Source organism: Parapedobacter deserti, from assembly GCF_042646065.1.
GTDB lineage: Bacteria > Bacteroidota > Bacteroidia > Sphingobacteriales > Sphingobacteriaceae > Parapedobacter > Parapedobacter deserti.
In genome coordinates this window covers 15,470-30,033 of the sequence record NZ_JBHRTA010000008.1, presented here as the reverse complement: position 1 = coordinate 30,033, position 14,564 = coordinate 15,470, and the positions used below count along the sequence as shown (strand labels likewise).

Genomic DNA, 14,564 nt, shown 5'->3' with positions numbered 1-14,564 from the left:
TAGTATAGCTGATAAAATTATTTTTTCTGTAATTCCCTGACATACATGACCACCAACCAACGTTCTTCTGGAGACAGTTGCGAAGCATGCGATCCCATCATATTCAATCCGTACGTGATGGTATGGTATATTTTCCCGTCGCTGAGATCAGCCATTAAGCCGCCACGCGAAGAGTTGATTGAATCAGATCTGGCATAAGAAGGCGGCGGCGGATAATTTTCAAGCTGCCTTGACTCTGCATCCAATGTACGGTCTTTCGTAATCGGGCCGTCACCCCTACCTTCAGGCCCATGGCACACTGCACAATAAACCTGATAAAGCGCTTCCCCTTGCTTGAGATTGGCTTCCGACTGATCGAAAGGGTTGGCCAACTCGGCTCCGGCTCGCTCATAGTCTTCATTGCTCCCCGAGTAGGGGAAACGCTCAAACCCGATAGGCGTTGTACCTGGAGGAGGCACTTGCGCTGTTTTGCCATCCTTAAAGTTTGCATTCGGTTGGTCCGGATTGTAACCGAGCGGATCATACATATTTCGTGAAAATTCCCAGCCAGTGCTACGCGTGGTATTACCCCCGCAAGAAGCCACCACAACGGCAATCACGGCCACTGCACCTATAACGCCAAGAAGCCTCATCTTATTCATAGCTAACATATTTTCGTTCATTGTACTTTACTTCTACAGCACCGGCTTCTTTCAACAGATTTTCAATCTTCTCATGGTCTACATTATCATTGGCATCAACAGCAATGATAAACCTGTCGTCGGTCGCGCGCAAATCCATTACACGGGGTGCTCGACCCGGAAACAAGTGATTGCGGTAAAAGAATGTTGCCACCATTCCCAATGCACACAGCAAAATAGTTACTTCAAACGTGACTGGCACAAAGGAAGGAAGTGGAAGCGCCGGCTTTCCGCCAATATTCATCGGCCAATCGTAGGTCATGGTATAGTATAATAGGCTAAATCCCAAAACACTGCCTAATAATCCGAAGCAAAATGCAGCAATAGGCAGGCGTGAAGGTTTCACCCCTAATTTAGCTTCAATACCATGAATAGGCATTGGTGTGAAGCAATCATAGATGCTGATGTTGTTTGCTTGCAGCTTGTCTATCCCGTCCATCAGCTCGTCGGGGTCTGCAAAACTTCCGATGATATACTTAGTGTTGTTCATTGCTACTTAGTTTCTAATGATTTGATCTCCTCTTGGGTTACCGAATCGTATTTCTTAAGAGAGTCTCTAAAGAACGCTACTTGCTCGGGTTTCAAGTTTCCTTCGTTGATAAGCTTCGCCTTCTGCTGCAGGCTCGCACTCTTCAGCAGCAGCTTCACCTCGGCTATGGCTATACCTGGCAGGAATCGGAGGAACAGCAGAAACAGGGTGAAAAACACACCGATAGATCCCACGAAAATACCGACGTCTACCCAGGTCGGATAAAACATAGCCCAACTAGACGGAAGATAGTCGCGGTGCAAGGAAGTAACGATAATAACGAAACGCTCAAACCACATACCGATGTTAACCACTATCGAAAGCACCCAGGAGATGGGAATGCTGGTACGAATTTTTTTGAACCAAAACAATTGAGGTGAAATCACATTACAGGTCATCATCGCCCAATATGCCCAAGCGTACGGGCCCGCTATCCGGTTAGCAAAGGCGTACATTTCATACTCGGAACCCGAGTACCAGGCAATGAACAGCTCAGTGAGGTAAGCAATGCCCACAATGGAACCGGTTACCATGATGATCTTGTTCATGGCCTCAATGTGAAACATCGTGATGTAGTTCTCAAAGTTGAGCACCTTGCGCATGATCAGCAACAAAGTTTGTACCATGGCAAAGCCCGAAAAGATTGCGCCGGCCACGAAATAAGGCGGAAAAATCGTTGTGTGCCATCCGGGAATCACCGATGTCGCAAAGTCCATGGATACGATGGTGTGTACAGAAAGCACCAACGGTGTAGAAATACCAGCCAGGATAAGCGACACGATTTCAAACCGCTGCCAGGTTTTTACAGAACCATTCCATCCAAATGAAAGAATAGAATAAATTCTTCTTTTCAAGCCAGCGGCGCGGTCACGTACCGACGCAATATCCGGCAATAAACCACAATACCAGAATACCAGGGATACCGTGAAGTAAGTCGAGATCGCGAATGCGTCCCAAACCAGTGGTGAGTTGAAATTCACCCATAACGGGCCGAACTGGTTTGGTAAAGGGAAAATCCAGTAAGCCAGCCAAGGCCGCCCCATGTGAGCGACTACATAGGTAGCGGCACAGATCACCGCAAATATAGTCATCGCTTCAGCCGAGCGATTGATCGAGTTCCTCCAATTTTGACGGAACAACAAAAGTACGGCCGAAATCAACGTACCGGCATGACCGATGCCGACCCACCAAACGAAGTCGGTAATGTCCCACGCCCATCCTACCGTCTTGTTCAGTCCCCAAGCCCCGATACCCGTCCAAAACGTATAGCCTACACTAAATACCCATAGCAAAGCTCCTAAGGCCGCCATAGTGAAGCCGATCCACCAAGCCTTGTTGGGCTTATTCTCTACCGGCAACAGGATGTCGTCTGTCACCTTGGCATAGGTGATGTTTTCACCGGTTACTAATGGTTCTCTTAATATTGATTCGTTATGCGATGACATAGTCTATATTTTCAAAAAAGAATTAGTTAAGCCTCGTACGTATTTCTCACCTTAGTCATGTAACCAATACTCGGCTGCGCGTTGATTTCCTCCAAGACATAGTATACACGCTCATTCCGCAGTGCTTTGGACACTTCCGACTCAGGATCATTAGCGTCACCGAAGATGATTGCATTAGCGGAACAAGCCGAAGAACATGCCAACTTGATATCCCCATCCCTTAGCGGACGTTTTTCGAGCTTAGCTTTAAGCTTACCGGCTTGGATACGTTGTATGCACATCGAACATTTTTCCATTACCCCACGAGAGCGCGAAACCACATCGGGATTTAACACCAGTTGTGTGAACTCGTTGTTCAGGTAATTATCAAATCGTGAGTCGTTCCAGTAATTGAACCAGTTGAAGCGGCGAACTTTGTATGGGCAGTTATTCGCACAGTAGCGCGTACCGAAGCATCGGTTGTACGCCATGTGGTTTAGTCCCTCTGACGAATGTACTGTAGCCAAAACCGGGCAAACTGTTTCGCAGGGTGCGTGCTCGCAATGCTGACAGGTCATCGGCTGGTGTACCACTGACACATTCTCGTAGTCTTCCAACCGGGCAATGTCATCCTCTTTCGTATATGACTCGCCATCCTGTGCGATGGCATAGTACCGATCTATCCGTAGCCAATGCATTTCGCGGCGCCGGCGGACTTCATCGCGTCCTACGACCGGAATGTTATTTTCTATATTACAAGCGACGATACATGAGCCACAGCCCGTACAAGCGTTAAGATCGATAGCCATCACCCACTTATGGCCGGGTTGCTCATACTTATTCCACAGATCGTACGTTTTATGCTTATCCGTCCACCGTCCGGCATTATGCCCTGGATTCTCCTTGTATTTTGCGAAAGTCGTTTCGCGGACAATGTTTCGCCCTTCAATCGTATGGTGCGTTTGCGTCTGCGCCAATTCGTAGGTACCTTTTGCTTTGGTAAGCTTTGCGGTTGTATTGAATTGCAGCGTTCCGTTTACCACTTTGGCGAAAGGAAAGGCATTTTTACCTACATTATCGCCTGCTTTACCGGTTTTGGTGCGGCCGTAGCCCACCGCAATTGATACCGTGCCCATGGACTGGCCAGGCTGCAACAGCACTGGCAATATCACCTTATAACCGTTCTCCCCTTCCACTTCCACCAGGCTGTTTTCCCCTAATCCCAGCGACTCGGCAAATTTTGGATTGAGAGCCGCATAGTTGTCCCATGTTACTTTAGAAACCGGATCGGGCAGCTCATGCAGGTAAGCGTTATTGCCTTGTTTGCCATCCTTCAGCGCTACACTTTGATAGAGCTGTACCTCGACCTCCCCAGCCAAGGCCTTGCTCTGCGCTATAATAGCATTGGCCACAGCGCCGAGTGAGCTGGTATCAAAACTGTAGAGCGAGGCAGGCTGGTCACCCTTATACTCAAACCCGGTTTGCAAAACGTCCTTCCACGTCTTACTGCTTCCAACGAGGATTTGCTGCTCCCAGTTGTTTTGGACAAACGAATAGTAATCCATCTTTTCGCCTGCCCAAAGCAGCAGGCTGTGCTCGGCCTGGCGGGTATTAAACACCGGATTGATGGTTGGCTGAACGATGGTATAGTATTCACCTCGCGGATTTGCATCGCCCCAAGATTCCAAGAAGTTGTGGTTAGGTGCAATAGCATCCAGTTCGGAAGCAGTTTCATCCTCACGGTCGGCAAACGACAGTTTAAACTTGATCTTATCTAATGCTTCCTTTACTGCTTGAGGGTCCGGGTAATCATACAACGGATTGCTGTTCAAGAAGAACGCGACATCGACATCGCCTCGGTTTGCTTCTGCCAGAAAGGCAACGAATGCTTCGTCGTCTCCCTTGTATTGATATGAAGGGTTGTCAAGGTCTATTGTGTTTCCATAGCTTTGCAAGGCAACATTGATGGCATTTGTCAATGTCTGTATTGAAATATTGTTGGAGCCGGAAACCACCACGGCACGCCCGCGCGCTTGCTGAAGTTCCTGGGCCACCAACTTCAAAGCGGTTTGTGCTCTCGGATTGGTGCTGAGTGCCCCTGGCAAATTTCCACCAGTAATTGCATTATATAGCGCGATCAACAGCGGCCCTTCTTCGGAAGGTTTAATGGCTATGCGCGCATCAGCATTCGTACCGGTAAGGCTCATGCCTGCTTCAAACTGGATATGCCGTGACATTCTGCCCTGTTTTAGGCTCTTGTAATCACGGTTGGAAATATATTGCTGTGTATGTTCCTCTCCACTCAGCCAGGTACCGAGAAAATCAGCAGCCACGCTGACAATCACATCAGCATTATCGAAGCGGTAATGCGGTACAACGGCTTTACCAAAACTGTTTTGATTAGCCTTGATGATACCACTGTAAGAAACAGCGTCAGTTTCGATCAGCTGGGTTGTAGGATATTTTTCCGTGAAACGGGAAATTGCCGCGATAGCCGATGGGCTGTTTATGGTAGAAGAGATAATACGGATTTGCTTTCCAGCGGCGCTGGCCGCGCCCAAAGCAGTTACCACATGGGTATCCAATTCATCCCAAGTGATATCAGCACCATTAAACTTGGGCCCTTTAAGCTTTGACATATCGTAAAGGTCCAGCACGGATGCCTGTGTTGAAGCGTCTGTACCGCAATTCAAGTCCACGGCAGCAGGGTTAGCCTCCAACATGATCGGCCGTCCTTCGCGGGTCCTTACCAATATGCTTTGCCCCTTATAGCTGGATGCATAGAAATTCGGAATACCCGGAGTGACCTCTTCAGGCTTTATTAGATAGGGAACGGCTTTATGCACAGGCGTGCGCTGGCATGCCGCCAGTGAGACCGCCCCCAGACCAAACCCTAGCGCTTTCAAAAAGTCACGCCGGGGTGTCTTGGTACTTAGGCCTGTTTCGTTCAGTACATCTTCTAAGGGAATCGATTCGGCAAATTCACCCTTGCTCTTCTCCACGAAGGCAGGTGTCTGCTGCAATTCTTCCAAACCTTTCCAATATTTCTTGTTGCTATCCATTTACGCTGTAATAAAAAGATATATGATAAGTATATTATCTTAGCTATTTAATTAATAATGGCATTTGCCACATTCCAACCCGCCAAGCATTGCGGCGGTCACTTTCTCGCCTTTTTTGAGTTGCTCATGTGCTGCAATTAGCTGATCGTAGTACGCATTATCTTCATGCTTTACTTCGGTTTCCCTGTGGCAGTCTACACACCAATTCATTGTTAAAGGCGAATACTGATATACTTCTGCCATCGTCTCGATCGGGCCGTGGCACGTTTGACACTCTACACCAGCCACCACGACGTGCTGCGAGTGATTAAAGTAGGCGAAGTCAGGCAGGTTGTGTATCCGTACCCATTCAATCGGCCGTTGATTCGGGCCGTATTCCATGGTTTCTGGGTTGTAATCCAACGCGCGGTAAATTTTAGCAATCTCCGGCGAAATTTCCCCGTCATACTTGTCACTTCCTGTCACCGCTCTATGGCAGTTCATACACACATTTGCCGATGGGATCGAAGCATTCTTAGACTTGTAGGCACCACCGTGACAGTATTGGCAGTCGATTTGATTGACACCTGCGTGCAACTGATGAGAAAACTTAATAGGCTGGACGGGCTGGTAACCTTCATGAACTCCAACATTCCACAGGGTCTTCCAACCGGCCGAAGCCAAGAAGATGACCAACATAAGCACCGCAAAAAAGACCAATTTCTTATTTTTAGCCAACCTTTTGAACTTGCCTATGTAGTCTCTGCCCGACGTTTCGGTTACTACAGGCTGTGGAATTAACTCCCTGTTACTGGCGATCACCCGCTCTAAGGTGCGAATAACCTTATTAAGCACCAGAATGACTACAAACGCAAGGACAATCACGGCGATAAGGCCGATGATCATAAAGTTGCTGGCGTCTCCACTCGAATCGGTGGCTGCGCCGCTCCCTCCAGCAGCCAAGCCCCCTGAACCACCTGCTGCTCTCTTTTCCTCTTCCGAAGAAACATAAGCCAAAATGCTTTTGATCTGGTCATCAGAAAGCTGAGGGAACGCCGTCATCATTGCATTGGGGTATTGTGCATCCAACTCCAAAGCAATCGGGTCGCCGGCGGCGATCATAGCAGGTGCATTATGGATCCACTTCAACAACCAAGCTTCGTCACGCCGCTCGTTCACCCCTGCCAATTCCGGCCCCAGGAAGTTGCCAAATACTTTGTGACAGGACGAACAATTGGCCCTGAAAATCGTCTCGCCTTCTTTTGCATCCTGAGCCTGCAACAAAGAAACCGCAAACAACAGTACCAGCGCAACAGACATCGGCTTGGCAATCCTTTTGAAAACGAATGAGATATTTCTCATATTAAGCACTTTATACAGATTATGATGAATGTAAAAATTGGGGTTATCTGAATCAATGGAATTACACCCTCTTAACAATGCCACAAAAGTATAACTTATTGGCGTATCGGTGACAATGGGATGACTGAATTTAATAATTTATAATCGTTCTAAATTGCCTAAAATCTGCGATTTGAGCGCATATAGCATATTTTTAATGCGGTCTCAAAAATCAAGTGCAAAAGAAATTGTTTCCGCCAATTTTGATTATTCATTGTAATTTTCTATATCTTAGAAAGCGCGTTTGACTGCCTTGTTGTTCGGATTTAAGCTTAGGCAGATAAAACTTTTTCATGTATCTGATGTATATTCGTATACCATTAATAGTTATGCATTATATTTTGACCATATTGGCCACGATGTCCATTTGGGGGTGCGAACATAGCATCGCCAAACGGGGACCTTACCGCCAACTCGACCAGGACGCACAAACAAGTAAATTTAATGAAAACGCCATGGACACGACAAAATACAACAAACTGACGCCCGAAGAAGAGTATATCATATTACACAAGGGTACAGAAAGGCCGTTTACCGGGGCACTGTTAGACAACAAGAGCGAAGGGCTCTACATCTGCAAGCGCTGTGAAGCACCGCTTTACCGCTCTGAGGATAAATTCGAATCACATTGTGGGTGGCCCAGCTTCGACGACGAAATCAAGGGAGCGGTAAAACGGATACCCGATGCAGATGGTAGACGTACGGAAATCGTCTGTGCCAGCTGCGGTGGCCACTTAGGCCATGTGTTTCTCGGAGAGCGGTTTACCGCAAAAAACACCCGTCACTGTGTTAACTCGCTGTCGATGAAATTTGTACCTGCGAAGACTCCCTAATAATCAGTTCAGACGGCAGCACCACCTGTTTTGGCGCTTTTACTCTACCATCCAGCTGATTGAGCAAAATATTGATCAGTTCATCTGCGATAGCTTCAATAGGCTGTGACACCGCAGTGATGGTCGGCGCAAACAGTTTGAATAGCGTGTGGTCATCATAGGAGACAACCGCAGGAAAGGGCATGTGATGCTGCTGGATGGCTTTCAAACCTGTTATAGCCAAGTAATTCGTGGCAAAGAAGACCGCATCGGGTTGCTGGTCTTCTAAAAAAGACTGAAAATCATTGACGGTTGCTTGTTCTTCGTCCCCCAAATTGACCTTCTTGACATAGGGTTGAAGTTTATAAGTATCGATGGCGCGCATGTATCCGTTCATGCGGTCCCGCATCTGGGTCTGCGAAGAGTAAAGCGTTACCAGTGCAATCCGCTTATAACCTTGCTGGGCAAGATGGGCAGTAGCGTCGTAAGCACCCCTCATGTTGTCGGATACCACGTAGTTGCACTCAAGGCCAGGTATATACCGATCAAACAATACTAACGGCAGCTGGCTATTTAACAACGATTCGATCGTGTCGCGCACCCCCTCAGAGGGCGTAATGATATAGCCATCAACATGTCGATCGCGGAAAAGCTGAATCAGCTCAATCGTTTTATCAGGCTGGTTGTCCGTGCTGCAATAAATGATTCGATACCCCTGGCTGTATGCCTTAGCTTCAATGAGACGGGCGATATTGGCAAAAAATGGGTTGGAAATATCTTCAATTACCAAACCGATTATTTTTGTCTTACCAGTGCGTAAACTTTTTGCCAGCTCATTCGGCTTGTATCCGACCTTTTGCACATGATCCAATACGCGCTTGGTCAACCCATCGCTTATCCGCTTTTCTTTAGCCTTCCCGTTGAGGATAAAAGAGACCGTGGTAACCGATACTCCCAAATCTTTTGCTATATCGCTGATTAATATTTTTTTCTTCATCGTATTGTATTGAGCACTTCATACTGCGACCGTTCGGACGTCCAGTCACACGGTTAATGACTCTTCTGGTTTCCGGTTTTAGCAACTAAAGCTTTATGTTTAGCAACAGTGAGCAAACGTATGGATTTTTTTTGGGGATTGAAAGAATAAAATTTAGCTTTACGGCAGATTATCACGCTAATTTTTTTTATGGTTATGCTAATGCGTTTGAGCACATTGATATTACTCCTCTTCGGCTGCCTGTTTTCAAGGGGCCAAGACTCGCTTATCAAATACGTGAACCCGTTCATTGGCACAGGTGGCCATGGCCACACGTTTCCGGGTGCAACCGTCCCTTTCGGCATGGTTCAGCTTAGCCCAGACAATGGCCGTGCTGGCTGGGATTGGTGCAGTGGTTATCATTACAGCGAAAGTTTGATCGCAGGATTCAGCCATATGCACCTCAGCGGCACAGGCATAGGTGACTGGTTAGACATTTCTGTGATGCCGTTGATGGCACCACTTGACGACACCGTCAAAGGCATTAAGGTGGGCTTTAGCCACGATAACGAACACGCCAGCCCTGGCTACTACCGGGTGGCGATGGACAACGGAATACAGGCCGAACTTACCACCACAGCGCGTTGCGGATATCACCGGTATACCTACCCACAAGGTACTACGCCCACGATCCGGCTTGACTTAGGCTTCCATCTCAATTGGGACAACCCTACGGAAACCCACATCAGCGTCATCAACGACAGTACGCTCGTAGGTTATCGTTACTCTACCGGGTGGGCTAAGGTACAGCGGGTATATTTCGCCGCTCGGACATCTGTCCCAGCTGCTAAGATCATCTTGGACGACGGCCAATCCGCTTCCGACATGGCAGATGTGGCCGAAACCTACGATATCGGCAACGGCGTGTCAGCCCAATTGGTGTTTGATAAAGATGAGCGAGCAATCGTCGAACTGAAAGTAGCGCTGTCGATGACCAGCTATGAAAAGGCGTTAGCCGCGCTGGTTGAAATCCCGGAATGGGATTTCCAACGCGTCAGGAAAGCCGCAGAAGCCCAATGGGAAGCGGAATTGCAAAAGGTCAGAATTAACACCGGCGACGAACGCCTAAAACGAGTATTTTACACTGCCCTGTACCATACGGCGATCGCCCCAACGCTGTACTCAGACAACGACGGGGAATACCAGAACGCTAACGGGGATTTACGCTCCATGCCAGAAAGCGCTCAGCGTTACACCTTGTTTTCGCTGTGGGACACCTTCCGCGCACTGAAACCACTTTTCACGATTACGCAACCCGAGCGCTATACCGACATGCTCAACAGCATGCTGGCATTTTACGACGAAAACGGCCTGCTCCCTGTATGGGATCTAAGCACCTGGGAAACCAATACGATGACAGGTTACCACGCGATTCCGGTACTCGCGGATGCCATACTGAAGGAATGGCCGGGCCTTGATGCCGAGCGTGCCTATGAGGCCATGCTAAAAAGTGCGTATCAGGACATTCGTGGTGTGCCGGAATATATTGAATATGGTTACCTCCCTCAGGACAAAGCCGGCGGCAGCGTCACGATAACACTGGAATACGCGTTTGACGATTGGTGCATTGCTCAGGTGGCGAAAAAGCTTGGCAAGACGGCCGACTATGCCACATTCACGAATCGGTCGAAGTCCTTTACTCACCTTTTCGACAACCAGACAGGCTTCATGCGCGCCAAGAATAGCGATGGGCAGTTCGTAACGCCATTCGATCCTTTTTGGTCTGAACATGACTTCGACAAAAGCCAATATATTGAAGGAAATGCATGGCAGCATTCCTTTTTTGTACCGCATGATGTGCGTGGACTAGCCAGCCTATATGGTGGCAACCAAGGATTAAGTGCCAAGCTTGATGAGCTATTCTCAGCGCCCTCGAAAATGACCGGAGACAATATCTCTCCAGATGCAAGTGGCTTTATCGGCCAGTACGCGCATGGCAATGAACCGAGCCATCACATCGCCTATATGTACACCTATATCGGCGAACCCTGGAAAACACAGGAACGTGTACGCCAGGTTGTCGATTCGATGTACCAAGATGAACCAGACGGCTACGCGGGCAATGAAGACGCCGGACAGATGAGCGCTTGGGCGGTGTGGAGTATCGCAGGGCTTTACCCCGTAAATCCGGCCAGCGGTGAATATGTCTTTGGGAGCCCATCAGCCGATGAAACGGTATTCTCAATGCCAAACGGCAAACAATTCACCATCCGCGCTGAAAACAACAGCCCTCAAAACAAATATATCCAGTCGGCCACCCTGAACGGAGCGCCTTATGAAAACACGTACATACGGCACAAAGGTATGCTCAATGGCGGCGAGCTGGTGTTTAAGATGGGGCCAAAACCCAGCAAGCGCTTCGGCCAGAAACCGGAAACGTGGCCCAAATCTGGCTAAAATTGATACGCCAGTCCAACTTCCAGATAGTGCAGATTGGGATAATCCGTGCCTACAAGCAGCGATTGATACCCAAAATTGATATCAAACCGCTGGTCAAATGAATAACCCATAACCGGATTTAAAGCAAAGCCAAAACGGCGATGTAGACCGTTATAACCGCTCCCCCCGTTCAATTCCAGGTACGCCGAATGGTTACCCACTGGGGTACTTGCGGATGCCCTCCACCCTTTATCGAACAGGTTAATCCGATGCCCGACCATCAGATAGACGGTGCTGATATTGTCGTATTTCCCATTGTCAAAAGCACTGAAGAACGGTCCGTTCTTAGGTTCCGAATGTGTTGCCTTCGCCGTAAACAAAAAACGGTTGCCGCCGGCATGGCTTGAGGGCAACAGCCACTTCAAATGGCCGCTAAGCCCCAGCCGATAATTTGTTGCATGATAATGCCCGAGCAATCCGACAGAAAGCCGGTGGTTGGGATCCGGTTCTTCCTGTGCGAACAGGAGAAACCGGATCAAGACCAAGAGAGCTCCGATTACACATGTTTTCATAGGCCAATGTTTTATATCATGTCTTTCACGACATGATAAGTTAATAACAAAAAAAAAATGCCCTGGTTTTCAGGGCATTTAATTTAGTGTTCTGTTCTATTTTGAAAACTTCAAGCCTCGCTTTTTTCCGGCTTTGGGATTAACACTTTACGTGAAAGCTTCAGTTTCCCTTGCTTGTCAATATCCAATAACTTAACCGTCACCATGTCGCCGACATTGAAGATGCCATCCATTGTTTCGAACCGCTTCCAATCGATTTCTGAAATATGAAGCAAGCCGTCTTTACCGGGGATGATCTCAATAAACGCACCGAACGGCATGATTGATTTCACCTTTCCTTCATAAATTTCGCCAATTTCGGGCTTAGCGGCAATGGCTTTTATCCGGCGCACAGCATCATCAATTGAAGCCTTATTTTCCGCAAACACCTGTACCACGCCTTTGTTATCCACCTCTTCGATGGCGATAGTTGCTCCTGTCTCACGCTGCATCTCCTGAATAATTTTCCCACCGGGGCCGATAACAGCACCGATATACTCCTTATCAATGGTAAAGCTAACGATGCGAGGAGCATGCGGCTTGTAGTCAGCACGCGGCTCGGCAAGGGTCTTTTTCATCTCCTCGAGGATGTGCAATCTGGCTTCCCGCGCTTGATCCAACGCTTGGGTAAGCACCTCCCATTTCAAGCCGTGAATCTTCAGGTCCATCTGGCAGGCGACTATTCCTCTTTCTGTACCGGTCACTTTAAAATCCATATCGCCCAGATGGTCTTCATCGCCAAGGATGTCACTCAAGATCGCATACTTGCCCGTCTTTTCGTCGGTAATCAAGCCCATTGCGATACCGGACACTGGGGCCTTCAACTTTATTCCGGCGTCCATAAGTGCCAATGTACCCGCGCAGACAGTAGCCATGGAGGAAGATCCATTTGATTCAAGGATATCAGACACCACACGGATGGTATAAGGATTTTCATCACCGACAGGCAATACCTGCTTCAGCGAACGCATCGCCAAGTTCCCGTGGCCGACCTCACGCCTGCCTGGCCCTCTGTTCGGACGCACCTCTCCAGTTGAAAAGGCCGGAAAATTATAATGGAGGATAAACTTATTATACCCATGGATAAATGCTCCGTCAATCATCTGCTCATCGTCTTTAGCGCCAAGCGTGACCGAGGTGAGGGACTGCGTTTCGCCGCGGGTGAACACAGCCGATCCATGCGCTGCTGGAAGGTAATCTACCTCGCTCCATATCGGACGTACGGTACGAGCATCACGGCCGTCAAGCCTGATTCCTTCGTTCAATATCAAATTGCGTACTGCCTCATACTGCACGTCGTGGAAATATTTTTTAATGAGAAATGCGGTATCATCATCCATTTCCTCTTCACCGAAGTTCGCCTCCACAAACGCCGCTCCGATCTGCTTGAATTGCTCGCTACGGGTATGCTTAGGCAATGAGGATTTAGCGACCGCATAAACCTGATCATAGGTAGCGGCGAAAATCCGATCGCGCAACTCGGGATTAGTTGGCTCATGCGAATATTCGCGCTTAGCCGGTTTACCTACCAATTGAGCCAGCTCCACCTGAGCCTGCACTTGCATTTTAATAGCGTGGTGAGCAAACTCAATAGCTTCAACCATTTCAGTTTCCGAAATTTCTTTCGCCTCACCTTCTACCATCACAATATCGTTGGCCGAACCGGCGACGATAAACTCCAAGGTTGCGCGTTCCAGCTCACTCAACAAGGGATTGATGACCAGCTTTCCATCGACCTTGGCAACACGTACCTCTGAGATAGGGCCATTGAATGGTATGTCGGACACAGCGATTGCGGCTGAAGCGGCCAAGCCCGCCAATGCATCCGGCATGATGTCTTTATCAGCGGATATCAGGGAAATCATTACCTGGGTATCCGCGTGGTAATCCTCGGGAAACAGCGGCCTCAACGCGCGGTCTACCAACCGCGAAATAAGAATCTCATAATCCGACAGGCGTGCCTCCCGCCTTAAAAACCCACCGGGGATGCGGCCAGCCGCGGCATATTTTTCCTGATAATCTACCGAAAGCGGCAGAAAGTCCGTTCCAGGCTTGGCTTCCTGTGCAGAAACCACTGTGGCCAGGAGCATGGTTTTACCCTGTTTGACCACCACCGAGCCATCGGCTTGTTTGGCCAATTTTCCGGTTGAAATCTCGATTTGGCGGCCTTCGCCCATATCGATTGTTGTTTTTACTTCGTTGTAACTCATTTGTTGTTTCCATGCGGTGTGCCGTTCGTCTTTAGGCAGCGCACCATTTCTCTATAATTGACCTTTTGAACTCTGCACAAAGGTAATAAAAATAAAAAGCCATCCGTCAATCTGCGGATGGCCTCATTTAAAAATTTTACCTGAAAGTTATTTGATGATATCACGCAACCCAAGCCCCTTGATAATCGCCCGATAACGCTCGATGTCCTTGTTGTAGAGGTATTTCAACAACGACCGACGCTTACCTACCAGTTTCTGCAATGAGCGCTGGGTAGCAAAATCTTTCCTGTTCTTTTTCAAATGCTCCGTCAAGTGAGCAATCCGTTTGGTGAACAAAGCCACCTGTCCTTCCGCCGATCCGGTGTTTTCGGCGCTTCCGGCAAATTCGGCGAAGATGTCCGCCTTGTACTCTTTACTTAAATACATTACTTGAATAATATT

Annotated in this window: 11 protein-coding genes; 2 read left to right on the top strand and 9 right to left on the bottom strand. The window is 48.3% G+C overall.

The window, feature by feature from the left end; translation table 11 throughout:
- Positions 1 to 17: 17 nt before the first annotated feature.
- The 5 genes from ACFOET_RS01880 to ACFOET_RS01860 are packed head-to-tail and all read right to left on the bottom strand — an operon-like array spanning position 18 to position 7,036.
- Complete coding sequence (locus tag ACFOET_RS01880) at positions 18 to 641, bottom strand: c-type cytochrome (protein WP_379018990.1); 624 nt, start codon at positions 639 to 641, stop codon at positions 18 to 20.
- Positions 634 to 1,170 (bottom strand): DUF3341 domain-containing protein, encoded by a 537-nt coding sequence (locus tag ACFOET_RS01875; RefSeq protein WP_379018988.1) that lies wholly within the window; start codon positions 1,168 to 1,170, stop codon positions 634 to 636. Before ACFOET_RS01875 ends, ACFOET_RS01880 begins: the two co-directional genes overlap by 8 nt.
- Before the next feature lie 2 nt (positions 1,171 to 1,172).
- A complete protein-coding gene (gene nrfD / locus ACFOET_RS01870; RefSeq protein ID WP_379018986.1) occupies positions 1,173 to 2,654 on the bottom strand; it encodes an NrfD/PsrC family molybdoenzyme membrane anchor subunit in 1,482 nt (493 codons plus the stop codon).
- Between the two features lie 26 nt (positions 2,655 to 2,680).
- Positions 2,681 to 5,695 carry a TAT-variant-translocated molybdopterin oxidoreductase gene (locus tag ACFOET_RS01865; RefSeq protein WP_379018984.1) on the bottom strand — a complete coding sequence of 1,005 codons (3,015 nt, stop codon included), beginning with the start codon at positions 5,693 to 5,695 and terminating at the stop codon, positions 2,681 to 2,683.
- Between the two features lie 51 nt (positions 5,696 to 5,746).
- Positions 5,747 to 7,036, bottom strand: a complete 1,290-nt coding sequence (locus ACFOET_RS01860) for a c-type cytochrome (RefSeq protein ID WP_379018982.1) — start codon at positions 7,034 to 7,036, stop codon at positions 5,747 to 5,749.
- A gap of 368 nt (positions 7,037 to 7,404) precedes the next feature.
- Between ACFOET_RS01860 and ACFOET_RS01855 the strand changes: the two genes are divergently transcribed.
- Complete coding sequence (locus ACFOET_RS01855; RefSeq protein ID WP_379018980.1) at positions 7,405 to 7,908, top strand: methionine-R-sulfoxide reductase; 504 nt, start codon at positions 7,405 to 7,407, stop codon at positions 7,906 to 7,908.
- Here the strand turns inward: ACFOET_RS01855 and ACFOET_RS01850 are convergent.
- Positions 7,865 to 8,884: a LacI family DNA-binding transcriptional regulator gene (locus ACFOET_RS01850; RefSeq protein WP_379018978.1), complete on the bottom strand. Its 1,020-nt coding sequence runs from the start codon at positions 8,882 to 8,884 to the stop codon at positions 7,865 to 7,867. The two genes, ACFOET_RS01855 and ACFOET_RS01850, sit on opposite strands and share 44 nt — an antisense overlap.
- Positions 8,885 to 9,085: 201 nt before the next feature.
- On the opposite strand from ACFOET_RS01850, the gene ACFOET_RS01845 reads away from it, so the two are divergent.
- Entirely contained in the window at positions 9,086 to 11,320 is a 2,235-nt protein-coding gene (locus ACFOET_RS01845; protein WP_379019606.1) for a GH92 family glycosyl hydrolase, read from the top strand.
- On the opposite strand, the gene ACFOET_RS01840 is transcribed toward ACFOET_RS01845, so the two are convergent.
- The 3 genes from ACFOET_RS01840 to rpsO all read right to left on the bottom strand — a co-directional run bounded on the left by ACFOET_RS01840 (position 11,317) and on the right by rpsO (position 14,549).
- Positions 11,317 to 11,874, bottom strand: a complete 558-nt coding sequence (locus ACFOET_RS01840; protein WP_379018976.1) for a hypothetical protein — start codon at positions 11,872 to 11,874, stop codon at positions 11,317 to 11,319. The two genes, ACFOET_RS01845 and ACFOET_RS01840, sit on opposite strands and share 4 nt — an antisense overlap.
- A 110-nt stretch (positions 11,875 to 11,984) precedes the next feature.
- Positions 11,985 to 14,123 (bottom strand): polyribonucleotide nucleotidyltransferase, encoded by a 2,139-nt coding sequence (pnp, locus tag ACFOET_RS01835; RefSeq protein WP_379018974.1) that lies wholly within the window; start codon positions 14,121 to 14,123, stop codon positions 11,985 to 11,987.
- Positions 14,124 to 14,270: 147 nt separating this feature from the next.
- Positions 14,271 to 14,549 carry a 30S ribosomal protein S15 gene (gene rpsO / locus ACFOET_RS01830; protein ID WP_379018972.1) on the bottom strand — a complete coding sequence of 93 codons (279 nt, stop codon included), beginning with the start codon at positions 14,547 to 14,549 and terminating at the stop codon, positions 14,271 to 14,273.
- Positions 14,550 to 14,564: the final 15 nt, after the last annotated feature.